Source organism: Vibrio sp. KUL78 (assembly GCF_059725505.1).
In genome coordinates, this window is the sequence record NZ_AP045838.1 from 1530427 (window position 1) to 1555876 (window position 25450).

The following is a 25450-nucleotide window of genomic DNA, read 5'->3' on the forward strand; positions in this document are numbered from 1 at the left end:
CCTTAGGCCAACTGAGTTGTAGGCTGATTAAAAAGTGGGGTCACGGTTTGCTGTCCAGCGACGTGACAAGCGATCGCTTGCTGCTGAGAAATCGGCAAAAACGCAGGCATGGAGGCGCTGCACTCTGGCTTATAGTGTTGGCAGCGCTCTTTGAATGGGCAGCCTTTATGGTTAATCAGCGCGCTGGGTGGACTGCCCGGAATGGTCGGTAGGCGATCCATATCTTCGCTTACCGATGGAATGGCGTTGAGCAGCCCTTGGGTGTAAGGGTGTGCTGGGTGAGCAAACAAGCTTTCAGTATCCGCTTGCTCCATGCGGTTGCCGCCGTACATCACCAGTACTCGGTCGCACATTTCTGCCACGACGCCCATGTCATGGGTAATGAGCAAAATAGCGGTATTAAACTCATGTTGCAGCTCCCGCAAGAGGGACAGGATTTGCGCCTGCACCGTCACATCTAGCGCCGTTGTTGGCTCATCAGCAATCAACAGCTCTGGACGACATAGCAGCGCCATCGCAATCATTACCCGTTGGCGCATGCCGCCTGAAAGCTCATGAGGGTATTGATTCAGGCGAGTCTCCGGAGAGGGAATACGCACAGCATCAAGCATCCGAATTGATTCGGCTTGTGCTTCAGTGCGCGACAGTCCTTTGTGAATGATCAGTACTTCGCAAAGCTGCTTGCCGATTTTCATGAATGGGTTGAGTGAGGTCATCGGGTCTTGAAAGATCATGCTAATCTTCTCTGCTCGAATGTGGTTGAGCTGTCGTTTAGACATCGACAATAGGTTTTCGCCATGCAAGTTGGCCTCGCCAGACACCTTGCCATTGTGAGCCGTCAGCCCCATGAGCGCGAATACTGATTGGCTTTTGCCTGAGCCTGATTCGCCGACAATACCTAAAGTCTCGCCAGCACTGATGCTATAGCTGAGATTGTTGACCGCCTTGACCGTACCGTCAGGCGTTGCAAACTCAACGTTCATATTGTTTACCGTTAATATCGTCATAATGTGCATTCCTAGCGGTCTTTAGGGTCAAGTGCGTCGCGAAGACCATCACCAATGAAGTTAAAACAGAACAAGGTGGCGACTAAAAAAGCCGATGGAAACAGCAGTTGCCACAAGGCGACATCGATGGTTTTTGCACCTTCGGCAATCAAGATGCCCCAGCTAGTATCTGGCGGTTGAACGCCGAGACCCAAAAAGCTCAAAAACGATTCAAACATGATGAAACCCGGCACCATCAAAGAGGAGTAGACCATGACAATGCCAAGTACATTGGGCAAAACATGGCGCCTCACTATAGTGAGCCTTGAGACTCCAATTGAGTGTGCCGCTTCTATAAACTCACGTTTTTTAATACTGAAGGTCACGCCTCTAACCACGCGAGCGATACCCAACCAAGAGACCATGCCAATCACAACAAAAATCAGGTAGATATTGTTGCCAAACAGAGTGACAAAGAGGATCACCATGAACATGAAGGGGACGGAATCGAGGATTTCGATGACTCGCATCATGACACTATCGACGACACCGCCAAGATAGCCGGAGATACTGCCCCAAATAGTGCCGATAACTACTGCGACAAGGGCGCCCATAAAGCCCACCATGATAGAGAGCTGACCGCCTTTCATGGTGCGAGCGAACAGGTCTTGCCCCAAGTCATCGGTGCCAAAGTAGTGCTGCGAGCTGATTGATGGCTTACCCAGTTCATACGGGTCTGATACCACGTTCCAATCGATTTCATCATGGCTAAATGGGGTCAGGTGTGGCCCTGCGGTTATGCATAGCACGATAAAAGCGAGCAGATAAATGGAGGTCATCGCAGCGCGGTTTTTTCGAAACCGGCTCCACGCATCTTGCCAAAGGCTGCGACCTTCGACGGCTTCCATTTGACTGGTTTCAATATGGTTGATGACCTGCTCGGAAAATTGAGAGGCATCGAGTTTTTTTGTGGTGATCATGGTGCCTCCTAGACGTTAATTCGCGGGTCAATCACTGTGTATAAGATATCGACAATTAAGTTGAACAGTATGGTCAGAGAAGCGACGATAAGCGTGATTCCCATAACCAGCCCATAGTCTCGGTTGAGTGCGCCCGATACGAAGTGCTGACCCATGCCGCCAGTACCAAAAAAGATATCGATGATCACCGAGCCAGTAACCACAGCAACGAACGCAGGGCCAAGCATTGCTACGACAGGGATTAATGACGGCCTTAGCGCGTGATGAAACAGAATGTAGCTGGTGGAAAGACCTTTCGCTTGTGCGGTGCGAATATAAGGTTGATTCAGCGTCTCTATCATCGCGCCGCGCATGACACGAGCGATACTGGCCACCGATCCAATCGCCAAACTGAGCACCGGCAATACTAGAAATGCAGCCGCGCCATTTTCCCAGCCGCCAGCAGGGAGCCAACCTAAATGAATCGAAAAAATGGTCACTAACACCGGCGCGAGTACAAAGGCGGGGATCACGACGCCTGTCATTGATAGCGACATCAAAAAATAATCCAAACGACTGTTACGATTTAAGGCAGCCAGCGTACCTAATATCATCCCGACCGGTACTGAGATACAAAATGACAACACGCCCAATACTGCAGACACTGGCCATGACTGAGCGACCAACTGAGTTACGGTGAAGTCCTGATAAACAAAACTCGGCCCTAAGTCACCTTGAAGGAAATTTTTGATATAGATGCCGTATTGAATCAAAAAGGGTTCGTTGAGATGAAATTTGGCCTCGATGTTGGCACGCACTACTTCTGGCATTGGGCGCTCCATATCAAACGGGCCACCGGGTGCAATGTGCATCAGCCAAAACGAGACTAGGGCGATAAAGAGTAGGGTAGGGATGGCGATGCAAAGACGCCGAAGGATGTACCACAACATAATCGTCTCCAATATAGAAAAAAGGGCCTACCTACGTGCTATGACGTTGCTGTTAGGTCGACCCAAAAGTGGTGTCTTAATGTGCTGTGACGTAGACGTTCTTGCGGTAATAAGAAGACTCAGGGTTGGTGCGCTCGTAGCCTCCGATATGAGGCTTCACCAGATACTGGTCATTACCAGGGCGGTAAACGGGAATGATGGCCATCTCGTCAATGAGTAGCGTTTCCGCTTCGATGTAAGCTTGCGATGGATCCGCCATGACTTTCGATTCATTCATGAGCTTGTCGTAGAGCGCATTGTTGAATTTAGAATCGTTGTACTCACCAGTGGAGACAAAGATATCTAACCAAGTCGATGCTTCGTTGTAGTCTGCTGTCCAGCCTCCTCGGCTGACGTTGCCCGGATCTTTTAGTGCGTAAAACACCTTTGGCTCGAGCTGCTGGATTTCAACTTGTACGCCCAACACACTTTTCCACATTCCTACCATCGCAGTCGCCATCTTCACATCATTAGAAAAAGTTGGAACCGTGAAGGTGAGTTTAAGCGGGTTGTCTTTGCCATACCCCGCATCAGCCAGAAGCTGCTTCGCCTTTTGATTACGCTCTTGCTGCGTCCAGTTAGCAAACTCAGGCGTGTGGCTGCGATAACCATCGGTTTGTGGTGGTACTAGCGTAAACATAGGGATGCCGCCATTTTTCAAAATCGCATTGGTCAGAATGCTGCGGTCGATGGCGTAGGAGAGCGCCGTTCGAACGCGAACATCTTTGGTTGGCCCTTTTTCGGTGTTGAGGTAGTAGAACGTAGAGCCGAGTGATGCACTGGTATCCGCAACTTGCTCTGGGAATTGCTTGAGAAGCTTATTTTTTTGTGCCGATGGAATCGACAGCGCTTCATCAATTTCACCTGCTAGGTAACGGTTGAGTGAGACGTTCGCATCCCCAATGGGTAGCCAAGTGATCTCTTCAAGTACTACGTTGCCGGCGTCCCAATAGTGTGGGTTTTTCTTCATCACCATCTTCTCATTCACTTTCCAGCTCTCAACGCTGAAAGCGCCGTTGGTAACGATATTGGCAGGCTGAGTCCATTCGCTGCCGTACTTTTCAACGGTGGCTTGATGCACTGGCGCTAAAACGGGATGGCTTAGCAACTTAATAAAAAACGGCACTGGCTGCTCAAGGGTGACTTCGAACGTTAGGTCATCAATGGCGCGCACGCCCAAAGTATCTGGTTCGGCTTTGCCAGCCATAATATTCGCCGAGTTTTTGATTTTCGGGATTGCTGCAAACCAAGCGTAAGGGGAGGCCGTTTCTGGGTTCAGCAGACGCTGCCAGCTGTAGACGAAATCGTGAGCCGTTAATGCCTCGCCATTTGACCAATTAGACTCACGCAGGTTAAAGGTGTAGACCGTATTGTCGGCATTGGCACTCCAAGATTTTGCAATACCTGGAATCGTACGGCCTTGCTTGTCCTGTACGGTGAGCCCTTCAAATAGGTCACGCCCGAGGTTAAACGCCGGCTCAGCAGCTTGCTTTGCAGGATCAATTGAGGTGACTTCCGCCCCGTTGTTGAGCGTGATTGATTGTTCAGGCGCAAGTTGCGTGCCTTGTGGGTAGGGTTTTGCTATTGCCCCCGTCGCGAGCACACTGGCGACGAGCGTTCCTAACATCAGTAGCTTGGTCTTTTTCATCACTTCCTCGTTGTGTTTGGTTCGTTATCACAAGGAGAAAGGTATATTGTATAAAATGTGCTCGCAATAAAATGTTAACATGACATTAACAAAGGGTCGCTTGCTAGGCTGCTAGGGCTTAGTTTTTGAGACTAATTGAGATTAGAAGGTTCCAAAGTTAGTTTAGGCATAGATTCTGATGCAATTAATTGCCCCCTGCAAATCGAGCAGATACCTCTTTAAGCAGTCCCCCGTCAATATTCGGCAAGCCATCGGAAAACAAGATTTGTGTGCCTGGGGTAAAGCGCATGAGCACGTTGGTTTGCTCCCCCTCTTCATTGGAATTGTTGATCGCGTTGAGTTCGATCAGCTTGGCGTAAAAGTCTTCCTCAAGTTGCTCGCGCTGGGTTTGCGTCAGTCGGATGCGGCCAATGCAAAAGCTCGGTGCTATAGGGTGGGATAGGGATTCATCTTGGAAGCGCTGTCGAAATAGGGAGTCTAACTCTGAGCCTTCTTCAGTGAGAAAACGGCTGCCTGACTGGTAGATGACGCCGTCGCCATAATCTTCGATGTAGCCAAGGATCTCTGCGATGCGCAGATAGAAGCGCAGGCTGGTGTCATCGAGGTTGTAGGTTTTGGCTATCTCTTCTGGAGCAATGTTCCGAGCGGTAAGCATGTAGACAAAGTCGAGCAAGTAAGGGTGCTCAAGAAACAGCTCACTGAGATCGCCGCCAATCATTTGCGCATTTTCATGCTGTATTTGATTGGCGATCTTGGAAAGCTCTACTAGGTCGGTATTAAGATAGTTCACATACATTAAGATCTTGTCTAGACCTAATGTTGGGCTGTGCAAATGACGTTTAATGGTAGACAGTGGGATACCGGTCTTTTCGGAAAGCGCACTGTACCCCAGTCTTTCGTCTTTGAGTTTTTTGCGGATCGCCGCAAGTATAAATCGAGGTCCTACATGCATCCTTGCTTACCTCCCAAGCGAGTCTAATGTCACTTGCCAGCTTGCTTTAAGCTGGCGTATTTTGCCTCTCAAGCAGCAGATCGCGAATGGCGTTACCTGCTTCGATAATGTGTTTTTTCAACAGATATTTTGCGCCGTCGACGTCTTTGTTTCGGCACATATCGAACAGCGCTAAGTGTTCATCTTCTGCTTTTTTAATGCCTGTCGTGAACAGCAGCTGCAAGCGAATATAGCGATCGCATTTGGTGTTGAGATTACTGATCACATCCATGGTTTCCGGCATGTTGGCTGGACTGTAAAGCGCTTTGTGGAACTCAAAGTTGTAGTTGCTCCACTCTTCGACTTCATCACCGCTGTTGACCACACTTTCAAAACGCTCGCGAACTTGTTGAGCTCGGGCCAGATCGTCTTCTGTCATGTTTTGAATCGCGCGTTCAAGGATGTGGCATTCAATGACAGCTCGCAGTTCAAATAGCTCATCGATTTTATCCGGTGAAAGCTCAGTCACCGTGGCACCTTTATGTGCTTCAAAGCTAACCAGCCCTTGAGCTTCGAGTTGAACCAGTGCTTCACGCACGGGAATGCGGCTAACATTGAACTCTTTGGCCAAGGCGTCTTGTCTGAGGGGCTGTCCAGTTTGCAGTTCACCTTTGAGGATTTGCGTACGAATGGCCTCTTCTACCAATTGAGTTCGAGTTTTAAAAACGGGCTTTTGTGACATCCAAGTCTCCAAGAAAAAGATATTTTATCCAATATACACTGAGTGTAGCGAATTTGGCGACGGTTCCGATTAGATTGCCACTATTATGAGAAGCGCGAGGCAATAAAGGCACCAGTCGGTGCCTTTTTGAACAGTTATTAACCAAGCGCGTCAAAGTGTTGCGGCACCGACAATGGGTTGTCTGATTTTAACGCTTCAGGCAATAGGGCATCGGGGAGTGCTTGATAGGCAACAGGTCTGAGCCAGCGCTCGATGGCGCTTGCACCGACTGAGGTCGAGGCTGCATTAGTCGAGGCAGGATACGGGCCACCATGAACCATGGCGTAACTCACCTCTACCCCCGTTGGCCAGCCATTAAATACGACTCTACCGGCTATCTCTTCGAGTCGAGCCAGTAGCTGATTCGCAGCGGGGTAGTCAGCTTTTTTGGGTGTGAAGTGTTGCAGTCAACGATCCTGCGAGCGTTTCACTGATGGCCAACATGTCATCGACATCTTTGCACATCACTACCATGGATTGCGGGCCGAAAATTTCCTCTTCCCACTGCGGATTGGCGCGCCATGCGTCGCTGTCGGTAACAAACAGTGCACTTGTGACCTCGGCAAAACCTTGGTCTTGGGTGGTGCACATCAATCCCGCTTCACTTGCTCGTAGTTTGCTTTGCTCACAATAGCTATTGCGAATGCTAGGGGTGAGTAAAGTATGCGGTGCATGCGCAAGAAGCAGTGTCTGAGCGGACTCAATAAACGCGCTGGCAGGGTCACTATCGACAACAAATACCACCCCCGGCTTAGTACAAAACTGACCGCTACCTAATGTCATCGATTGAACATACTGCTCAGCAAGTTGCTGCGGATCATCGAGCGCTGAAGGCAGAATAAAGGTTGGGTTGATGGCACCCAGCTCACCATAGAATGGAATGGGGACCGCGCGCTGCTGAGCAAGATCAAACAAGGCACGACCGCCAGAGACTGAGCCAGTAAATCCAACCGCCTGAATCCTTGGATGGGTCACTAACGATGTACCAAGTTCGCGCTGATTACCTTGTAATAATGTGAAGATGGCTTGAGGCAGTTCGCAATCGGTGAGCGCTTGCTCGATACATTTGGCAACCAGCTCGCTGGTTCCGGGGTGAGCGCTGTGACCCTTAACAATCACTGGGCATCCTGCAGCAAGTGCCGATGCGGTATCGCCGCCAGCCGCTGAGAAGGCTAACGGAAAGTTGGATGCGCCAAAGACGGCAACAGGGCCAATAGCAATGTGCTGCTTGCGAATGTCAGGTTTTGCCAGAGGCGTTCTCTCTGGGTTTGGGGTATCCAAAGTGGCACGTGACCAAGCACCTTGTCTTAATACCTCAGAAAATAAGCGCAACTGATTGGCGGTGCGGCCAATCTCGCCATTCAGCCTGACTATAGGTAATGCCGTTTCTAGGTGTGCACGCTCGGCAATGACACTGGCGTTTTGTTCTAGTTTTCCGGCAATCGTGTCGAGAAGCTGAGCTCGCTTATCGGCACTGAGTTGGCGAAATGATCGGGCTACCGCATGGGCACTTTCACAGGCGACATCCACATCCTGCTTACCATGAACGGGAAAGTCATCTGATAGGGGCTCACCAGTGAAGGCGTTAATGGCTTGAAATGTAGGGGGCTTGAGCATGGTGGTCGTTTCCTTTGTTGTTATTTGACTTCAAATCCGTAAGCGTATGGGTCGTTGTCATCAATCCAAATTGTGTTGTGTCCGTAAACCTGCGCCCATCCTTCGATGCTCGGTAGAATCGCGGGGCGGCCATTGACCGTGGTCTCTGATTCAATTCGGCCATGAAATAGACTGCCGATGATGCTTTCATGGATAAAATCATCACCGGGTTTGAGCAGTCCTTTGGCGTGCCACTGTGCCATACGTGCACTGGTACCCGTGCCACAAGGGGAGCGATCGAGGGCTTTATCGCCATAAAACACAGCGTTCTTCGCCGTGGCATTTGGCTGGGTTGGGGTACCCGTCCAAAGGACGTGGGAGACCCCTTTCACGGTTGGGTCGTCGGGGTGCACGCATTCCACTGCTTCAGACACCGCTTGGCGAACTTTGGGGCTGAGCATCAAAATCTCATCGGGGGAGTAGTGTTCGAGTCCCGGGTAATTCTCTTGTGGATCGACAATCACGTAGTAGTTACCGCCGTAGGAGACATCGACGCTTATCTCTCCCATACCTTCCACGTAAACCTCCACATCTCGATGAGCAAGGTAGGCAGGCACGTTATAGATCTTAACGGAAGTGACTTTGTCCTCTTGCATTTGATAGTCGATGCGAATTTGCCCTGCTGGCACATCAAGGATCAACTTACCCGGCTGTTTTGGATGGATCAGCTTGTTTTCAATGGCAGAAGTAACAGTGCCAATGGTGCCGTGGCCACACATGGGCAAGCATCCACTGGTCTCGATAAACAGAATTGAGGCATCGGCATTGTCACTGCATGGTGGCAGCACGACGGAACCCGACATCATGGAATGGCCGCGTGGCTCAAACATCAACGCCTGACGGATCCAATCTAAGTTTTCCATAAAGTACTGGCGCTTTTCGCTCATGGTGGAGCCTTGCAAGGGGGGAACACCGCCAGCGACGAGTCGCACCGGATTGCCACACGTATGGGCATCAATACAGAAAAACGTGCCTTGTCTCATTTTCAGATCCTCTGATAAGAAATTGGTTGAATTACACTCTAGCAATGTTACTTTGATGTTAAATATATTTTATACAATTTATTTTATGAAGTGTGACACGGAGCAAGATCATGACCGCTAAACAAGGATCAACTCAACAGAATGTCGCCGTGATCGGCGCGGGAGTTATCGGTATCACGTCGGCGCTGAAATTACAGCAGCTCGGTTTCAATGTGACGATTTTTGATCCCCAAGGTGCCGCGCAAGGATGCTCAAAAGGCAACGCGGGACACATCGCAACAGAGCAAGTTTTTCCCCTTGCTTCACCCAATACAATTAAACAAATTCCCAGTATGTTATTTTCGCCGCAAAGCCCATTATCCATCCGCTGGCGAGATGTGTTGAGCACTTTGCCATGGATGATTCGCTTCCTTTTTAGTTCCAGAAAACGGTCATTTGATGCGTCGACGCGTGCGTTGACAGAGCTTAATCAGCATTCATTGCCGAGCTGGGAAACACTACTGAGTTCTATCAAGGAAGAGGGGTTAATCAAGGTCGATGGCTCTCTGCTCGTGTTTGAAAGCGAGGCCCTGTTTGAGTCCTATCAAGAGACGCTCAATGCTTTTAACCAAGCAGGTGTTGAGTACCAAATTTGGGATCAGCTTCGTTTGCGAAGAAAGCTGCCGAAGCTTGGTTTACAGGTTCGATATGGGGTGTTTTTTCCAAACACAGGACATACCATAGAGCCTTATGAGCTCTGCGTTTCGCTCAATCAACGCTTTCAAGAATTGGGCGGAAAATTTGTCGAAAAAGGCGTGCTGTCGCTCACGGAGCAAGGCGAAGTCATCACCGAAAATGGTGCTCAACCATTTGATCGCATTGTGCTCGCTGCGGGTCTTCATTCTGCGCCTCTGGTGGCGTCTTTAACGGGTATCAAAGTGCCGATTCAAGCTGAACGTGGCTACCATGTCATGGTGCAGACGTTTGACCATGAATTACCAATGGCGGTGAGCAGTGCAGACCGAAAATTCATCATGACCCCCATGAAGCACGGCCTTCGATTAGCGGGCACCGTCGAGTATGGCTCGCCTTCCGCTCCTTTCAATCATAAACGTACCGAGCTGTTGATAAAACAGGGCGATATTATGCTGCAAGATGGAATTGATCCTCGCGCGCTAGGTGAGCGTTGGATGGGGGAGCGGCCATCAACCAGTGACTCTTTGCCGGTGATCGATACGATCTGCGATGACAAGATCGTGTTGGCTTTTGGGCATCAGCATCTTGGGCTTACGCAGGCGGCGATTACGGCGGATTTGGTCAGCCAATTGATCACCAATGAGCAAACTTCGATAAATGTGGCGCCATTCACACTACGCCGATTTAGCTAAAAAATTTTAATATTTAATATTGTATAAAATATACTTCGTTATTATGTTAATTAAAGGTTAACAAAAACAGGCGTCCAAAGCCGTACCAAGATGCCTTTCGGAACAGGACAAAAAGGAGAACAAAATGTCTAAATTTCACTTGGTGCCAACCAGCATGATGCTGACTGCCGTGAGTGCATCATTGGCGTTTAATGCTGTCGCTGAGGATAAATTGACGGTGGTTTCTTGGGGTGGCGCATTTACCAAAAGCCAAGTAGAGGCCTATCACAAGCCGTTTATTGCTAGCACCGGAACCACCATAGTGTCGGAAGACTTTAGTGGTGGTCTTGCTGAAATCAAAGCGCAGGTGGAAGCCAACAATGTTCGCTGGGATCTGGTCTCTTTGGACAAGCCCGATATTGTGCGTGGCTGTGCTGAGGGTCTTCTAGAGTCGTTTGATCCGAGCATGCTTCCTAAAGGTGAGGACGGTACACCTGCCGAGAAAGATTTTATTGATGGTGCTATCCATGAATGTGCGGTGAACACGATAGTCGTATCAACCATTCTTGCGGTTAACCAAGAGGCATTTAAAGGTAAAGCCATGCCAAGCAAGTTAGTTGACTTGTTTGATCTGGAAAACTTCCCAGGTCGTCGCGCCTTACAAAAACAGCCGCAAGGCAATTTAGAGTGGGCGCTGCTTGCTGACGGCGTCGAGCCGGGAGAGGTTTACGATTTATTGGAAACTGAGGAAGGCCGCGCTCGCGCATTTGCCAAACTCGACACCATCAAAGAACAAGTACTTTGGTGGACGACGGGGGCACAACCGCCACAAATGTTGGCGGACAAAGAGGTGGTGATTGCTTCTGCGTTTAATGGTCGCATTCACAATGCAGCGAAAGACGAAGGTCAGCCATTCAAGATTATTTGGGATCGCCAAATTGGTTATATGAACGGATGGGCCATTCCAAAAGGCAGCAAAAACAAACAAAAAGCGCTCGACTTTATCGTGTTTTCATCCGGCACCACGCCGCTAGCGGAGCAAGCTAAGTATGTGGCCTATGGACCTACTCGTAAGTCCTCGTCAGCTAAAGTTGCGCCGGACATTCTAGCAAGTTTGCCAACCGCGCCGGGGAACTTTGATACCGCATTTTTGATTAACGATGAGTGGTGGTCTGACTACGCTGACGAGCTAAATGAAGAGTTCAATACTTGGCTGCTGAATTAGCCACAAGTTTGGACCACCGAGCGTAAAAGGTGCACGGCCCAACACTGGTGAAGTTCGCTTCCCCCATTTTTTGCGACGACAGTGTTGGTGCCTTTTGTTAGTGAGAGTGTCTTCTATGGAGGATGGATGAAAACAATTGAATCACAACGTATTAGCCAGAGTTTGACGATGACATCGCTTATCGCAGCTATGCGTCAAACATATGCCAAACCGGCAAGTGTTCCTCAGCGCCAAGTGTTGCCACTCGCAGCGAATAGCCACGATGCTTTGGCGCTGCTGCCAGCGTGGAATGATGAGCTGATCGCGGTGAAGACTTTTACCTACTTTCCAAGCAATGGTGCGCAAGGGAAAGATGTACTGGCTTCTCGACTGTTGGCGTTTAGGCGCAGTGATGGTGCACCGCTCGCTTCCATGGATGCCAAAGTACTGACTTATTGGCGCACGGCAGCCGCATCGGCGCTTGCAGCGGACTACTTAGCACGCAAAGAGTCAAAGACTTTGCTGATTTGTGGCACGGGGCGATTGGCGCCTTATTTTGCTTGGGCTTACGCAGCGATTCGCCCTATTGAACGCGTCATAGTTTGGGGCAGGAATGCGCAGAAGGCTGCGAATACGGCAGAGCGTATTGTTCATGGTGATGAATATCAGCGATTACCAAGAGAGCGCCAGTTCGCGGTGTCGATAGTCACGGATATAGAGCAAGGTATTAAGGCGGCAGACATCATCAGTTGTGTAACGGGCTCTCTCGAACCATTGATATTGGGCGAGCAAGTAAAACCGGGGACACATGTTGACTTGGTGGGCAATCATCATCGTCAGTACCGAGAGTGTGACAGCGAATTGGTGCTGCGCTCGCGGGTATATGTCGATAGCCGCATCAATGTTCTATCTGAGGCTGGTGAGTTACTGATCCCAATCGCTGAGCAAACCTTCTCACCCGAGCAGATAGTGGCGGATTTGCCACAGCTTTGTGGCGCCGAACTAAGCCCAAAAACAAGCCCAAAAACAAGCCAAAGCACGGATTTGGGACGAACCGATCCCAATTCAATCACGCTGTATAAATCTGTCGGTAGCGCCCTCGCTGATCTCGTGGCAGCGCAGGTGGTATTGACGAACTTAGCCCAAGTGGAATTGGGATAGTGAAGAGCTTTTCGCTCGTCTTTTTAAATTGCATACAATATACAAATGGAAGGAATTCAATGAACGTAGATTGGAAAGGTGTTTACCCAGCGGTCAGTACTCAGTTTAGACGCGACTTAACGATTGACTTAGATGCGACTCAAACTGTCATCGACAACCAAATCAACGACGGTGTTAACGGCATTATTTGTCTTGGCACGGTAGGGGAGAACTGCGCCCTTTACCCAGAGGAAAAGCTTCAGGTGCTGCAAGCCGCGAAAGAAGTGGTTAACGGCCGAGTACCGCTTATCGCAGGCACTGCAGAGTCAATTACTGCCGCATCGGTTGATTACATGCAAGATGCGAAAGCCATTGGCGTTGACGGCTGTATGGTTATGCCTGCCATGGTTTATCGCACATCAGACTCTGAGACATATGAATACTACCGCACGCTCGCAGAAGCAACCCCTGAGATGCCAATGATGATTTACAACAACCCAGTCTCTTATGGTGTGGATGTGAATTTGGACATCATGGAAAAGCTGGCGAAGTTCGACAACATTGTTGCAATCAAAGAGTCGACCACGGACACGCGCCGCATTACTGAGCTTTACAACAAGTTCGATCAGCGCTTTACCATATTTGGTGGTGTGGATGACATTGCCCTTGAATCGTTTATGCTCGGTGCAACGGGCTGGATTTCGGGCCTAACCAATGCGTTCCCAGCGGAATCGGTCGCTATCTACAAGCTGGCGAGCCAAGGTCGCTATGCCGAAGCGCTCGAAATCTATCGCTGGTTCTTGCCACTTCTTAAACTCGATACCATTCCAACCTTGGTCCAATGCATCAAGCTCGCCGAGCAAGTTTGTGGTCGCGGATCAGAGCAGGTGCGCCCACCACGTCAACTGCTACAGGGCTCTGAGCGTGCAGAGGTAATTCAGCTTGTTGAAGCTGCGCTAGCAACTCGTCTCGATCTGAGTAAGTACCAGCTTTAGTTTTGGCGCAAAGAACTAATAGCGCAAAGAACTAGCAGCACAGAGCGCTCATGGCGGGCGCTCTTAACTTAACCCAATCAAGGCAGAGACTATGAAAACGAATCGAACGGACTATGTGAGTTTTCAGCATGTAAAGAAAACCTACGATGGAAAAACCTTGGTCGTAAAGGATTTTAACCTCGACATCGCCCCGGGTGAGTTTGTCACCATGTTAGGCCCATCTGGCTCAGGAAAAACCACTTGCTTGATGATGCTTGCAGGCTTTGAAACTGCGACGCATGGTGAAATCTTTATTGATGGCACACCGGTAAACCATCTTGCCCCGCACAAACGTGAGATCGGCATGGTATTTCAAAACTATGCCCTGTTTCCACACATGACCATCGCCGAAAACCTGGCGTTTCCATTGAAAGTACGCAATATGAGCGCGCGAGAAATCGCTGAGCGAGTTGAGAATATCTTATCTATGGTGGAGCTTTCCCATGTGGCGAATCGCTATCCCAAACAACTTTCTGGTGGTCAGCAGCAGCGCGTTGCTTTAGCAAGAGCCTTAGTGTTTGAGCCAAAGCTGGTTCTGATGGATGAGCCATTAGGCGCTCTAGATAAACAGCTTCGTGAAACTATGCAGATGGAAATCAAACACTTGCATGAGAAGCTTGGTATCACCATTTTGTATGTCACCCATGACCAAGATGAGGCGCTGACGATGTCCGATCGTATCGCGGTGTTTCACGATGGCGAAGTGCAACAACTGGCCCCGCCGAACGAGTTGTATGAATCACCAAGCAATGCATTCGTGGCTCAGTTCATTGGCGAGAACAATCAAATAGTCGGCCAAGTACAGTCGCTTGAAGAGCAGTATTGTCAGGTTGCCGTTGGCTCGTATCAAGTTCAGGCGAAGTCGGTGCAAGTGGCTAGCGAGCGCGCGTTCACCACATTATCGATAAGACCGGAAAAGATCGTCATTAATCCACACGGGCCGGAGCTGGAAAATCGGTTTGTCGGTCGAGTGAATGAAATGATCTATCACGGTGATCACTTCCGCTTGATAATTGAAGTGTCGGGTTTTGCTAGCTTGGTGGTCAAAGTTCCTAACGACTCAGGGCAAGGCTTTGCGGTGCGAGTGGGGGAGCAGGTCGAGATTGGTTGGCGTAAACAGGATTGTCATGCCCTAGATTATCAAGACCAGAATTTTCAGGAGCAGAATAGCTCTGAACCAAGCCGTAATGCTGCTCGTGATGGAGCGAAAGTGGAGGAAGCGTTATGAGTCGCGAGCTGTCATCCTTGGAGTCGGTAACCGAGCTGGAAAAGCAGCTCAGCAACCACACGCCTGATCTCGCCCAGCAGTTGGCAAAAGCAGAGAGACGCAAGCAGATACGATCCCTTTTTCTTACCCTTCCTTTGGTTTGCTTTATCTTGCTGTCCTTTGCGTTTCCTATCGTCGAGATGCTCTATCGCAGTATCGATAACTCTCTGGTGGTGGAATCGCTGCCTGATACCACGGTTGAAATTGCCGCTTTGGATACTCAATCGGTGCCGAGTGAGCGACTGGTTCATACCTTTAGTGAGGAGATTACCGCGCTGTATCTCTCCAAGCAGCTGCCAAAAGTAGCCAATCGCTTCAATATCGAAATTTCGGGTATGCGCAGCTTACTCATGAAAACGGGTCGTAAGTTGGCGAAGCTGGATGGAAAGTTAGTCACCTATGAGCAGCTTATCGCCATCGATAAACGCTGGCAGCAACCAAAATATTGGGCTGCGATTAAGAACCTGAACTCCGCCTATACCTCTCACTTCTATCTTGCCGCATTGGACTTGAAGGTGGATGAAAACGGCAAAATTACTGAGCAGTCTGAGTCGAGACAAATCTATCTAGGACTGTTTTACAAAACCTTATGGATGTCGTTGGTGATCACTTTAACGTGTTTAGCGCTGGCTTATCCGCTGGCTTACCTATTGGCCAATTTGCCTGACAAACATGCTAATTTGCTTATGATAGTCGTGTTGCTACCGTTCTGGACTTCACTTTTGGTCAGAACGACATCGTGGATTGTATTGCTGCAAAATCAAGGGGTAGTCAATGACCTGCTGATTTGGAGTGGGCTATCTGGTGAGCGATTAGCGCTGATTCACAACACCTTTGGCACTGTTGTGTCCATGGTGCATATCTTACTGCCATTTATGATTCTACCTCTCTACAGCGTGATGAAGGGCATCAGTCCGACTTACTTTAGAGCCGCGCGATCATTAGGCGCATCGCCTCGAATCGCATTTACCAAAGTCTATATGCCCCTAACGCTACCCGGTGTAGGTGCAGGCTGTTTGCTGACCTTCATTCTCTCGATTGGTTTTTATATCACGCCTGCGCTGGTAGGCGGACGCAGCGGGCAGATGATTTCCAACATGATCGCTTATCACATGCAGACGTCTCTCAATTGGGGAATGGCGGCGGCACTTGGCGGTTTACTGCTGCTGTTGGTGCTGGGGCTGTTTTACCTGTTTAACCGCTTGGTAGGCATTAATAGCATTCGAGTAGGAGGATAGGCCATGGCATTACCGACTTACGCATCGCGAGTAGAGCGAGTGGGGTACTGGGGCTACCTTGGCTTTTGTACCTTGGTACTGCTGTTTCTCATCGCTCCCATCATGATTATTGTCCCACTCTCATTTAATGCAACGCCTTATTTTACCTTTACCGAGGGGATGTTGAATCTAGAGCCAGAGGCTTACTCGCTGCGCTGGTATCAGGAGATGATAGCCAATCAACAATGGCGTCAAGCGTTGCAAAATAGCACCTTCATCGCCTTAATGGCGGCTATTTTGGCTACGTTATTGGGAACGCTGGCGGCACTGGGGTTATCCAACGAGAAAGTGCCGTTCCGCAATGCAATATTGGCGTTACTGATTTCACCTATGATAGTGCCGGTGATCATTTCAGCTGCGGCAATGTATTTTTTCTACACCCGGTTTGGCCTTGCCCAGACTATGCCTGGGATTATCCTAGCGCACGCCGCGTTGGGTACGCCGTTTGTGGTGATTACGGTCAGCGCGACATTGAGCGGCTTCGACCATAGCTTAACCAAGGCGGCGGCAAGTCTGGGTGCTAATCCGGTTTACACTTTTCGCACGGTGACGTTTCCGCTGATCCGACCGGGGATGATTTCTGGTGGACTGTTTGCGTTTGGCACCTCGTTTGATGAGGTGGTTGTAGCATTGTTCATCACTGGCGCCGAGCAGCGTACGGTGCCGAGGCAGATGTGGTCAGGTATTCGCGAGCAAATTAGCCCGACCATTTTGGCAGTGGCATCGCTACTGGTTTTGATGTCGGTATTGCTATTGGTGACACTCGAGTATCTGCGGCGCCGAAATATGAGGATTCGCGGAATCGAGGAGTAATTCGGGTATTAGGCTACCGTCCAGAGTGTTTGCTACATGCTAAGCCATTGACCCAAGCGCTCATTCCTGTGAGCGCTCTTTTATAGCAAAAAGCCCGAGCAATGAAGATGCTCGGGCTTTGTATTTATTGAAGATGGTGATGCTTAGTAGCCCATCAACTGCAACAAGTTTTCTGCGGTGCTGATTGCCTCTTTACGATTGGCAATGTTGAGCTTTTGATACAGGTTACGAATGTGAGTCTTAATCGTTGTGCCTGCTACATCCAGTTCTTGAGCAATCTGTTCATTGCTAAAACCAGAGTATATCAAACCAAGAACCTGCCACTCACGCTGGGTTAGCGGGCTAGTACGTACTAACTCAGGGATGTTCGGGTGGTTGACCAGCTTTTCAACAAACTCTTCGTTAAAGTGCACTGAGCGACTACGCTGAGTGGTGTTGATGTCTTTCATCAGCAATTGAGCGCGGTGACGCTCGAGATCACCCAAGTCAGACTTTGAAACCAAGTTAGCAAGCAAGTGGCCAATGGTAGCGCCATCAATGAGGAAGTTACCGATCATGCCTGTCTGGTTAGTAAGTACTAACGCTTCTTTCAGGAGTTCTTTCGCTTTCTCTTCGTTACGGTTGTGGACGTTGAGAATCGCTTCGACGATAAGGTTGCGATTACGATCAGTGACGAGCTGATGCTGTTTCGCTTCTTTATCGAGGAAGTCGAGCGTAACCTGAGCTTGCTCGTACTGACCAAGGTTTATTTGCGCTCTAGCAATGTTACGCCATTGCAATTGAGAGAAGTGGTTACACGCTTCTTCTGGTCTAGTCGCGGTTTCTAGCCACTGCTCAATCGATTCAATGTCGTTTCTCGCTTGCCAGTATAGAAGCAGTGATAGAGATGCGTTCGCGGTCCAATCTACGTGGTAAGTCGATTGCTTCATTAGGTGCTGGATCTGCTCAATGACTTTTGAAGCTTTGTCTAGCTCACCTCGACCAATCGCGATGCGTGCAATCATAGAGTAGCTGTGTAGGTGTTTACTTGGGTCGATGTTACCGAGCACATCGATGCCCTTGTACGCACACTCTTCCGCTTCATCGAGGCGGTTCCAACACCAGAGTACTTGCGCTCGAACTCGGAGCAAGAACTCGTGCATAGGTACTTGATGCAGTTGTTGTTCTTCAATCAGTTTGAAGGCACTTTCTTGGATCTCAAACGCCGCTTGAACATAGCCTTGTGCGATCAGGATTTCACTTTGTTGCAACTGAGCCCATAGCGCTTGGTGGTAGACATGGTATTGTCTCGCTAGTTTCTCAGTTTGCTGCATCATAGACAGCGCACGGCTGAGGTTGCCGATTACGTGGTTGACTTCACCGACGACAGAGGTCGCCACAATTCGGCTGCGATACTCAGAATGATCCAGCTCGCTTAGCGCGAGTTCTGCAAGCTCAATTGCCTTGTCAGGAGAGTTTTGGTTAATAGCAACTTGTGCCCGCAATGCGTGGAACTCACCTTCTTCTTTTGCCGTCAGTTTGACTTGGCGATCCGCCATTTCAGCGTCTGCCTTGGCAATCAGTTCACCAACGTCGTTGTATCTGTGCTGGCTTTGAGCAAGCCAAGCTTGCAGCATGCACAGCTTTGGTTGGCTGTAGAGCTGGTCAGCAGAGAGTACATCAATCGCGTCTTCAAGCGTTGCCAGTTCACCGTGGTTGAACATCTTCCAACCAAACTCAAGCAGTATTTCAGCCACTAAGTCGTTGTTATTCGCAAGGCGAGCGTGACGAAGGGCTTGGTGTGGGACTTTTTGCTGCAGCCATGCGTTTGCAGCAGCTAGATGCAGCTCATGCTCTTGCTGAGGAATACGCGCTTTACGCTCATGAGATAAGAACTCTGCAAATAGGTTGTGGAACCTAAACCAGTTGTTCTCACCTTCAAGTGGGTAAATAAATAAACCAAAGCGGTTGAGCGATTCGATCATACTAAGCGCGTCGTCACGTTTGGTCAGTGCGGTGACCAAACTGTCGTTAAAGTGATCGAGCACTGAACACTGCATTAGGAAATGGCGCGTCTCTTTATCAAGCAGATCGAAGACCTCTTCCACGAGGTAGTCCCATAGATGCGCATGATTGAACTGAGACATGGTCTCTACTGATTGCGCCAAGGTGCGTTTCTGATGCTGGGCCTGCAATGCAAAAAGCTGCAGAGCAGAAGGCCAACCTTCAACATAGGTGCGCAGTGAGTTAGCGGTTTCATTGTCAATTTCACTGGCCAGTCGCTGACTAAAGAAACGTGTTGTTTCTTCGGTATCGAACGCTAAAAGCTCATTGCCAATTTCAATCATCAGATCCCGTACGCGCAAATTCGCCGTCCCCAGCGGCGGATTTCCACGACTTGTCACCACGAGCGTGATGTTATCTGGCATGTGCTTAAGGAAGAAGCGCATTGCTTCATGAATTTCTTCGTCAGTGATCAGATGGTAGTCATCTAAGACGATGTAACACTCGTGGTGATAGCTAGTCAATTCGGCAAACACTTCGCTAAAGAGAGAATGCAGCGATGAGAACTGTCGACGTTCTGCCAGCTTTTGTGCGTTAGGACAGGTGTTGTTGGTGGCCTTGTTGATGGCCTGCAGCAAGTAGTTAACGAAACGGAACGGGTCATTGTCGCTTTCGTCGATGCTGTACCAACCTACATGTGGTTTATCCGATAGCCATTGAGCGGCCATGGTCGTTTTACCGTAACCTGCAGGCGAGCGAAAAAGAACAAGTTTATAAAAGGGAGCCTGTGCAAGCAGATCTAATACTCGAGGGCGAACGATGGCGTTGTGCAAGCGGCCTGGTCGAGTCAGTTTTGAAGGAATCCACATAAGATATTTCCTACTAATTATTGTTTCTACTCCTCAAGGAGGAGGGAGCGTTTACCACAGCTTTATAGAGCAGCCTCGATGTTATGAAACAGTAGGTTATACAGTGTTTGATCGAGCGCTAGATTTTAATTATTGCGTGTCCCACACCCTAACTACGCCTCATATATGTGAAGTTCGTCACTTATTGGTACGCATTCGAAAGGGTATTGGTCAGCCATGTATACAAAATTTCAGATTTTTTTGGGGCTTTTTTACGGCTAACTGTGATCTCAACAGCAATTTTTGTATTTAGTCACCGATGCGATAGTAAATGTTTCTTCGATAGCGCTTAGATTAAAAACTGAGCTTGGCGTGATCGCTATCACCAGAAAAAACCGAATCCAATATCGGAATGGGACATCGATCACTTAGTGAAGGGGAGTACGCCCCCTACGCCCTCCTCACTCATCCTTCAGGGAGTCGGACTTAGGAGGATGTTTATGGATACGTCACCATGCACGATATGTGACAGATGGATAAAACTTGAAAGTGAGATTTCGTAATGAAACCTGCGCAACAGAAAAAATTTGATAAAGCTTCTTTCCAAGAAAGTGTTAAGAAACACCTATCAGCAACTTACGCAACGACGGTAGAAACTGCGACTGAACGTCAGTGGTATCTAGCAATGGGTCGTGCGCTTGCTGAGCTAACGACTTTTGACCTGCTTGAAACTGAAGCAGATGAGCGCATCAAGAGCGCAAAAAGCGTTAACTACCTATCTCTAGAATTCCTAATCGGTCGTCTAACAGGTAACAACCTAATCAGCATGGGTCTTTACGATCAAGTAACTGACGCAATGGCTGAACTAGGTCACAACCTGACTGACCTTCTAGAAGAAGAGCGTGACCCATCACTAGGTAACGGTGGTCTAGGTCGTCTAGCAGCATGTTTCATGGATTCATGTGCCGCTCAAGAATTCCCAACTGTAGGCTACGGTCTTCACTACGAATACGGTCTATTCAAGCAATCTTTCGAAGATGGTCGTCAAAAAGAAGCACCAGATGCATGGCGCGGTGTTGAAGGCTACCCATGGGAAGTAGCTCGTCCAGAACTCGCACAAGAGATCGGTTTCTTTGGTCACGTTGAAGTTGTAAACGTAGGCGGCAAAGAAGTTCGTAAGTGGGTTCCTGGCATGACGGTTAAAGCAATGCCTTGGGATCTACCAATTGTTGGTTACGAATCTGACACTGTATACCCGCTACGTCTTTGGGAATGTCAAGCAATCGCACCATTCTCTCTAGAAAGCTTCAACAACGGTGACTACTTCGAAGCACAGCACGCGCTAATCGATGCGGGTAACATTACTAAGGTTCTATACCCGAACGACAACCACGAGAAAGGTAAGACACTGCGTCTAATGCAGCAGTACTTCCACTCAGCTGCGTCTGTACGCGATATTCTACGTCGTCACGAGGCTGCAGGTTACACACTGGCGGATCTTCCTAAGCAAGAAACTATTCAACTTAACGACACGCACCCAACGATCGCTATTCCTGAACTAATGCGCATCCTTCTTGATGAGAAAGGTTTGAGCTGGGATGACGCGTGGGCGATTTCTTCTAAGACTTTCGCATACACAAACCACACGCTACTTCCAGAAGCGCTAGAGACTTGGTCTGAGTCGCTAATCCAGCGTCTACTTCCACGTCACATGGAAATCATCTTCGAAATCAACCACCGCTTCCTACAAGAAGTACGTGCAATGTGGCCTGGTGACGGTGAGAAGCAAGCTAAGCTTTCTATCATCCAAGAAGGTTTCCACCGCATGGTTCGTATGGCTAACCTATGTGTTATCGGTTCATACGCAGTAAACGGTGTAGCAGCACTTCACTCTGAGCTAGTGAAAGCAGACCTATTCCCTGAGTTCCATGAGATGTACCCAACTCGTCTACACAACGTGACGAACGGTATCACACCACGTCGTTGGTTGAAGTTCTGTAACCCAGGTCTTTCTAAGCTAATCACTGAAAAAGTGGGCCCAGAATGGCCAGCGAAACTAGAGCAGCTAGAAGGCATTGCTGAATACGCAACAGACGCGAAATTCCAAAAAGAATTCATGGCTGTTAAGAAAGAAAACAAACAGCGTCTAGCTGATTGGGTTCTGGAAAACATGGGTATCGAGCTAGACACAAATGCTATCTTTGATGTGATGATCAAGCGCCTGCACGAGTACAAGCGTCAGCAGCTAGATTTGCTACACGTGTTGTCTCTATACCACCGCCTATTGAATGACCCAACATTTGATATGGCTCCACGCGTTGTCTTCTTCGGCTCTAAAGCGGCACCTGGCTACCACCTAGCGAAAGAGATCATCTTTGCGATTAACAAGGTTGCTGAGAAAGTAAACAACGACCCACGCCTAGGCGGTAAGTTGAAAGTGGTATTCATCCCTGACTACCGTGTAAGCATGGCTGAAATGTTGATTCCAGCTGCTGACGTTTCTCAGCAAATCTCTATGGCAGGTAAAGAAGCATCAGGTACAGGTAACATGAAGATGGCTCTTAACGGCGCACTTACTATCGGTACGATGGATGGTGCTAACGTTGAGATCCGTGAAGAAGTCGGTGACGAGAACATCTACATCTTCGGTCTTGATGTTGATGGTGTGAAACGCACGCAAGCTGCAGGTTACAACCCATACGACTACTACAACGCTGACCCACTATTGAAAGCATCTCTAGACCTATTACTAGGTGATGAGTTCACTCCAGGTCAACCAGGTCTACTACGTGCAACGTACGACAGCCTACTTGACGGTGGTGACCCATACCTATGTCTAGCAGACTTCGCATCTTACGTGAAAGCGCACGAAGACATGAACAAACAGTACCAAGACCAAGCTGGTTGGGCTAAGAAAGCGATTCTTAACACCGCATTGGTTGGTAAGTTCACATCAGACCGCTCAATTCGCGATTACGTGAACAACATTTGGAAACTAGAATCAGTTTCTCGTTAATAAATAAAATTAAGGTACCTCAGTTCCTCTAGGGACAGAGGTACCTTGGCTTTTTACTTTAAAAATTAATAATAACCCTACCGATTTGAAGGTTAAGAGAAGTCCTTCGGAGAGAGCGATGACAGAACAAACAGCATTAAAACAAGTTGCTGAGATGGCAAGAATAGCCGACAGCTACGTAAGTGCGTGGGGCGACGAAGCCAGAGTTGAGGACGAAACCATTCTTCGTCTGCTTGCGTCTTTAGGCTACGACACGACTAATGATGAATCACTACTAAAATCTGCAGAGAAAAAGCATAAGAAGGAAGTGCTAGACCCTGTACTGGTTGTTAAAGACGGTGATGCCGTTGAAGTAGAACTTCATTTAGGTGTGAGCGCGAGAGAAAGCGATTTCAGCTGGCGTCTAGAGACTGAGCAAGGAGAAGTACTTGAAGGCTATCTTCAATCTCAGATCGTTCGTGATGAACGTGCTGAGGGTGGCCCTTTAGTATTTGCGTTACCAAACAACCTTCTATGGGGTTACCACAAGCTTTACTTAGAGCGTAAGCGCCGTAAAGCACCTTACGAGATGACACTTATCCGTACTCCACGTGCTTGTTACAAACAAAGCGCGATTGATGAAGGTAAAAAGCTTTGGGGTCCAAGTATCCAGCTTTACACGCTTCGTACTCAGCATAACTGGGGTATCGGTGATTTTGGTGACCTTAAACAGCTTGTAGCGGATATCGCTGCACGTGGTGGTGACTTTGTGGGTCTTAACCCAATTCACTCATTGTTCCCTGCTAACCCAGAAGGTGCGAGCCCATACAGCCCATCTTCTCGCCGCTGGTTGAACATTCTTTACATCGACGTTAGCTCTGTCGCAGAATTTGCGCTAAGTGCAGATGCACAGCAAATCGTTGGTGGCTCTGAGTTCCAAGCACGCCTGCAAAAAGCGCGTGAGTCACACTGGGTGAACTACACCGAAGTGGCTGAGCTTAAGATGAGCGTATTGCCACTGCTATTCGATGAGTTCAAATCTCGTCACCTAGACAAGCAGTCTGAGCGCGCAAAACTATTCCTAGACTTCGTTGAGGCAGGCGGTGAAAGCCTACTTCATCAAGCCGCATTCGATGCGATCCACGCTGAGCTTCACGCAGAAGACAGCAACATGTGGGGTTGGCCGGTATTCCCAGAGAAGTACCGTCGTTTTGAAAATGCAGCGACTCAAAAATATATTGCTGATAACCAAGATAAAGTTCAGCTTTACATGTACTTGCAGTGGATTGCTGATGTTCAAATCAATGAAGCTCAAGCACTAGCAGAAGAGAAGGGTATGGCCGTTGGTCTTTACCGTGACCTAGCTGTTGGTGTTGCGGATTCTGGCTCTGAAACATGGGCAGACAATGGCAACCTAGTGATGGATGCGAGCATCGGTGCTCCACCAGATATCTTGGGTCCATTGGGTCAAAACTGGGGTCTACCTCCACTTAACCCACAAGTACTGCAAGCTACATCGTACGATGCATACATCAAGCTACTGCGTGCGAACATGAAGCACTGTGGTTCACTGCGTATCGACCACGTTCTAGGTTTGCTACGTCTTTGGTGGATTCCAAAAGGTGAAAACGCGACGAAAGGTGCGTACATCTACTACCCAGTTGAAGACATGCTAGCAATCCTAGCGCTTGAGTCACACCGTCATCAATGTAGTGTTATCGGTGAAGACTTAGGTACTGTACCAGATGAAATCGTAGAGATCCTTCGTGACGCAGGCGTTCACTCATACAAGGTATTCTTCTTCGAAACAGCAGAAGATGGCGGCTTTATCTCTCCTGAGCACTATGCGGATCAATCGATGTCTGCACTATGTACTCACGATATGCCAACGCTACGCGGCTTCTGGCATTGCGATGACCTTAAAATGGGTCGTGAGATTGGTCTATATCCAAACGAAGAGCAGCTAGCAGGTTTATTTGATGACCGTTTAGAGTGCAAGCAAGGCATCATTGATAGTGTCGCGTGGCACGGTTACCTTCCTGAAGGTGTTGGTCGTGACGCAAGCCTAGTACCAATGGATGCTTACCTAAGCGAAGCACTGCAGCTTCATGTGGCTGCGGGCTCATCTGCACTACTCAGTGTTCAGCTTGAAGACTGGCTAGAAATGGATAAACCAGTAAACATTCCAGGTACGGTTAATGAGTACCCGAACTGGCGTCGTAAGCTGTCGATGAACCTTGAAGAAATCTTCGCTCAAGAAGGGGTAAATCGCATTGCTAAACGCCTAACGGAAGTGCGCGCGAAAGCCAGCTAATCACCGATTTTTAAATCGCTAACAAAGCACGATTCTTTTGGATATTTGTTCTGTCATCTCCAAAGAATCGTGCTTTTCTTTTTTCTGACGACTTGGATATATCATTTGCAAATTTATATTGTAAATTGTCGGTGAAATTGACCGATTGCACTGCAAAATTGGGTGCTTGTCACTTCCCGTACATCATGTTTCCAGTACAATGAAACCTTGCAGATAGCCCGCGTATCGCGGGCTTTTTATTTCTTGCCCCCGACGTTTTAGCCACTGGCTAAGACTCAACAATAAAAAGGGGGGGC

General features: G+C 48.8%; 17 protein-coding genes and 1 pseudogene. 9 read left to right on the forward strand and 9 right to left on the reverse strand.

Annotated elements, in window-relative coordinates:
* Positions 1–2 precede the first annotated feature (2 nt).
* The 8 genes and pseudogenes from AC6I8Y_RS23340 to AC6I8Y_RS23375 all read right to left on the reverse strand — a co-directional run bounded on the left by AC6I8Y_RS23340 (position 3) and on the right by AC6I8Y_RS23375 (position 8933).
* Positions 3–1007 carry an ABC transporter ATP-binding protein gene (locus AC6I8Y_RS23340; RefSeq protein WP_394149881.1) on the reverse strand — a complete coding sequence of 335 codons (1005 nt, stop codon included), beginning with the start codon at positions 1005–1007 and terminating at the stop codon, positions 3–5.
* Positions 1008–1018: 11 nt separating this feature from the next.
* Positions 1019–1966 carry an ABC transporter permease subunit gene (locus AC6I8Y_RS23345; protein ID WP_112460266.1) on the reverse strand — a complete coding sequence of 316 codons (948 nt, stop codon included), beginning with the start codon at positions 1964–1966 and terminating at the stop codon, positions 1019–1021.
* Between the two features lie 8 nt (positions 1967–1974).
* Complete coding sequence (oppB, locus tag AC6I8Y_RS23350) at positions 1975–2895, reverse strand: oligopeptide ABC transporter permease OppB (RefSeq protein ID WP_042500145.1); 921 nt, start codon at positions 2893–2895, stop codon at positions 1975–1977.
* A 76-nt stretch (positions 2896–2971) separates the two neighbouring features.
* Positions 2972–4582, reverse strand: a complete 1611-nt coding sequence (locus AC6I8Y_RS23355) for a peptide ABC transporter substrate-binding protein (RefSeq protein ID WP_394149884.1) — start codon at positions 4580–4582, stop codon at positions 2972–2974.
* Positions 4583–4766: 184 nt separating this feature from the next.
* Positions 4767–5534 (reverse strand): transcriptional regulator, encoded by a 768-nt coding sequence (locus tag AC6I8Y_RS23360; protein WP_394149886.1) that lies wholly within the window; start codon positions 5532–5534, stop codon positions 4767–4769.
* Between the two features lie 46 nt (positions 5535–5580).
* A complete protein-coding gene (locus tag AC6I8Y_RS23365) occupies positions 5581–6255 on the reverse strand; it encodes a GntR family transcriptional regulator (RefSeq protein ID WP_042500159.1) in 675 nt (224 codons plus the stop codon).
* Between the two features lie 137 nt (positions 6256–6392).
* Positions 6393–7911 (reverse strand): annotated as a pseudogene (locus AC6I8Y_RS23370) (aldehyde dehydrogenase (NADP(+))).
* Between the two features lie 20 nt (positions 7912–7931).
* Positions 7932–8933 carry a 4-hydroxyproline epimerase gene (locus tag AC6I8Y_RS23375; RefSeq protein ID WP_498021898.1) on the reverse strand — a complete coding sequence of 334 codons (1002 nt, stop codon included), beginning with the start codon at positions 8931–8933 and terminating at the stop codon, positions 7932–7934.
* Positions 8934–9043: 110 nt separating this feature from the next.
* Here AC6I8Y_RS23375 and AC6I8Y_RS23380 point away from each other — a divergent pair, with 110 nt between their 5' ends.
* The 7 genes from AC6I8Y_RS23380 (at position 9044) to AC6I8Y_RS23410 (ending at position 17014) form a co-directional block, all read left to right on the forward strand.
* A complete protein-coding gene (locus AC6I8Y_RS23380; protein WP_498021899.1) occupies positions 9044–10300 on the forward strand; it encodes an NAD(P)/FAD-dependent oxidoreductase in 1257 nt (418 codons plus the stop codon).
* A gap of 154 nt (positions 10301–10454) precedes the next feature.
* Complete coding sequence (locus AC6I8Y_RS23385) at positions 10455–11504, forward strand: polyamine ABC transporter substrate-binding protein (RefSeq protein ID WP_394150478.1); 1050 nt, start codon at positions 10455–10457, stop codon at positions 11502–11504.
* Between the two features lie 126 nt (positions 11505–11630).
* Entirely contained in the window at positions 11631–12644 is a 1014-nt protein-coding gene (gene lhpI / locus AC6I8Y_RS23390; RefSeq protein ID WP_498021901.1) for a bifunctional Delta(1)-pyrroline-2-carboxylate/Delta(1)-piperideine-2-carboxylate reductase, read from the forward strand.
* A gap of 59 nt (positions 12645–12703) precedes the next feature.
* Positions 12704–13618, forward strand: coding sequence for a dihydrodipicolinate synthase family protein (locus AC6I8Y_RS23395; RefSeq protein WP_498021903.1), 915 nt, complete (start codon positions 12704–12706; stop codon positions 13616–13618).
* Between the two features lie 91 nt (positions 13619–13709).
* Complete coding sequence (locus AC6I8Y_RS23400) at positions 13710–14885, forward strand: ABC transporter ATP-binding protein (protein WP_498021905.1); 1176 nt, start codon at positions 13710–13712, stop codon at positions 14883–14885.
* Positions 14882–16162: an ABC transporter permease gene (locus tag AC6I8Y_RS23405; RefSeq protein ID WP_498021907.1), complete on the forward strand. Its 1281-nt coding sequence runs from the start codon at positions 14882–14884 to the stop codon at positions 16160–16162. Before AC6I8Y_RS23400 ends, AC6I8Y_RS23405 begins: the two co-directional genes overlap by 4 nt.
* 3 nt (positions 16163–16165) lie before the next feature.
* A complete protein-coding gene (locus tag AC6I8Y_RS23410; RefSeq protein ID WP_498021909.1) occupies positions 16166–17014 on the forward strand; it encodes an ABC transporter permease in 849 nt (282 codons plus the stop codon).
* A gap of 143 nt (positions 17015–17157) precedes the next feature.
* On the opposite strand, the gene malT is transcribed toward AC6I8Y_RS23410, so the two are convergent.
* Positions 17158–19866: an HTH-type transcriptional regulator MalT gene (malT, locus tag AC6I8Y_RS23415; protein WP_394149896.1), complete on the reverse strand. Its 2709-nt coding sequence runs from the start codon at positions 19864–19866 to the stop codon at positions 17158–17160.
* A gap of 541 nt (positions 19867–20407) precedes the next feature.
* Here malT and AC6I8Y_RS23420 point away from each other — a divergent pair.
* Positions 20408–22861: a glycogen/starch/alpha-glucan phosphorylase gene (locus tag AC6I8Y_RS23420; protein ID WP_394149897.1), complete on the forward strand. Its 2454-nt coding sequence runs from the start codon at positions 20408–20410 to the stop codon at positions 22859–22861.
* A gap of 118 nt (positions 22862–22979) precedes the next feature.
* On the forward strand, positions 22980–25154 hold the full coding sequence (malQ, locus tag AC6I8Y_RS23425) for a 4-alpha-glucanotransferase (RefSeq protein ID WP_498021911.1): 2175 nt from the start codon (positions 22980–22982) through the stop codon (positions 25152–25154).
* The last annotated feature ends 296 nt before the right edge of the window (positions 25155–25450 follow it).

Bases quoted from the DNA above. Each gene is read 5' to 3' on its own strand.
- AC6I8Y_RS23340 (WP_394149881.1), bottom strand. From the start codon at position 1,007: ATGACGATATTAACGGTAAACAATATGAACGTTGAGTTTGCAACGCCT.
- AC6I8Y_RS23345 (WP_112460266.1), bottom strand. From the start codon at position 1,966: ATGATCACCACAAAAAAACTCGATGCCTCTCAATTTTCCGAGCAGGTC.
- oppB (WP_042500145.1), bottom strand. From the start codon at position 2,895: ATGTTGTGGTACATCCTTCGGCGTCTTTGCATCGCCATCCCTACCCTA.
- AC6I8Y_RS23355 (WP_394149884.1), bottom strand. From the start codon at position 4,582: ATGAAAAAGACCAAGCTACTGATGTTAGGAACGCTCGTCGCCAGTGTG.
- AC6I8Y_RS23360 (WP_394149886.1), bottom strand. From the start codon at position 5,534: ATGCATGTAGGACCTCGATTTATACTTGCGGCGATCCGCAAAAAACTC.
- AC6I8Y_RS23365 (WP_042500159.1), bottom strand. From the start codon at position 6,255: ATGTCACAAAAGCCCGTTTTTAAAACTCGAACTCAATTGGTAGAAGAG.
- AC6I8Y_RS23375 (WP_498021898.1), bottom strand. From the start codon at position 8,933: ATGAGACAAGGCACGTTTTTCTGTATTGATGCCCATACGTGTGGCAAT.
- AC6I8Y_RS23380 (WP_498021899.1), top strand. From the start codon at position 9,044: ATGACCGCTAAACAAGGATCAACTCAACAGAATGTCGCCGTGATCGGC.
- AC6I8Y_RS23385 (WP_394150478.1), top strand. From the start codon at position 10,455: ATGATGCTGACTGCCGTGAGTGCATCATTGGCGTTTAATGCTGTCGCT.
- lhpI (WP_498021901.1), top strand. From the start codon at position 11,631: ATGAAAACAATTGAATCACAACGTATTAGCCAGAGTTTGACGATGACA.
- AC6I8Y_RS23395 (WP_498021903.1), top strand. From the start codon at position 12,704: ATGAACGTAGATTGGAAAGGTGTTTACCCAGCGGTCAGTACTCAGTTT.
- AC6I8Y_RS23400 (WP_498021905.1), top strand. From the start codon at position 13,710: ATGAAAACGAATCGAACGGACTATGTGAGTTTTCAGCATGTAAAGAAA.
- AC6I8Y_RS23405 (WP_498021907.1), top strand. From the start codon at position 14,882: ATGAGTCGCGAGCTGTCATCCTTGGAGTCGGTAACCGAGCTGGAAAAG.
- AC6I8Y_RS23410 (WP_498021909.1), top strand. From the start codon at position 16,166: ATGGCATTACCGACTTACGCATCGCGAGTAGAGCGAGTGGGGTACTGG.
- malT (WP_394149896.1), bottom strand. From the start codon at position 19,866: ATGTGGATTCCTTCAAAACTGACTCGACCAGGCCGCTTGCACAACGCC.
- AC6I8Y_RS23420 (WP_394149897.1), top strand. From the start codon at position 20,408: ATGAAACCTGCGCAACAGAAAAAATTTGATAAAGCTTCTTTCCAAGAA.
- malQ (WP_498021911.1), top strand. From the start codon at position 22,980: ATGACAGAACAAACAGCATTAAAACAAGTTGCTGAGATGGCAAGAATA.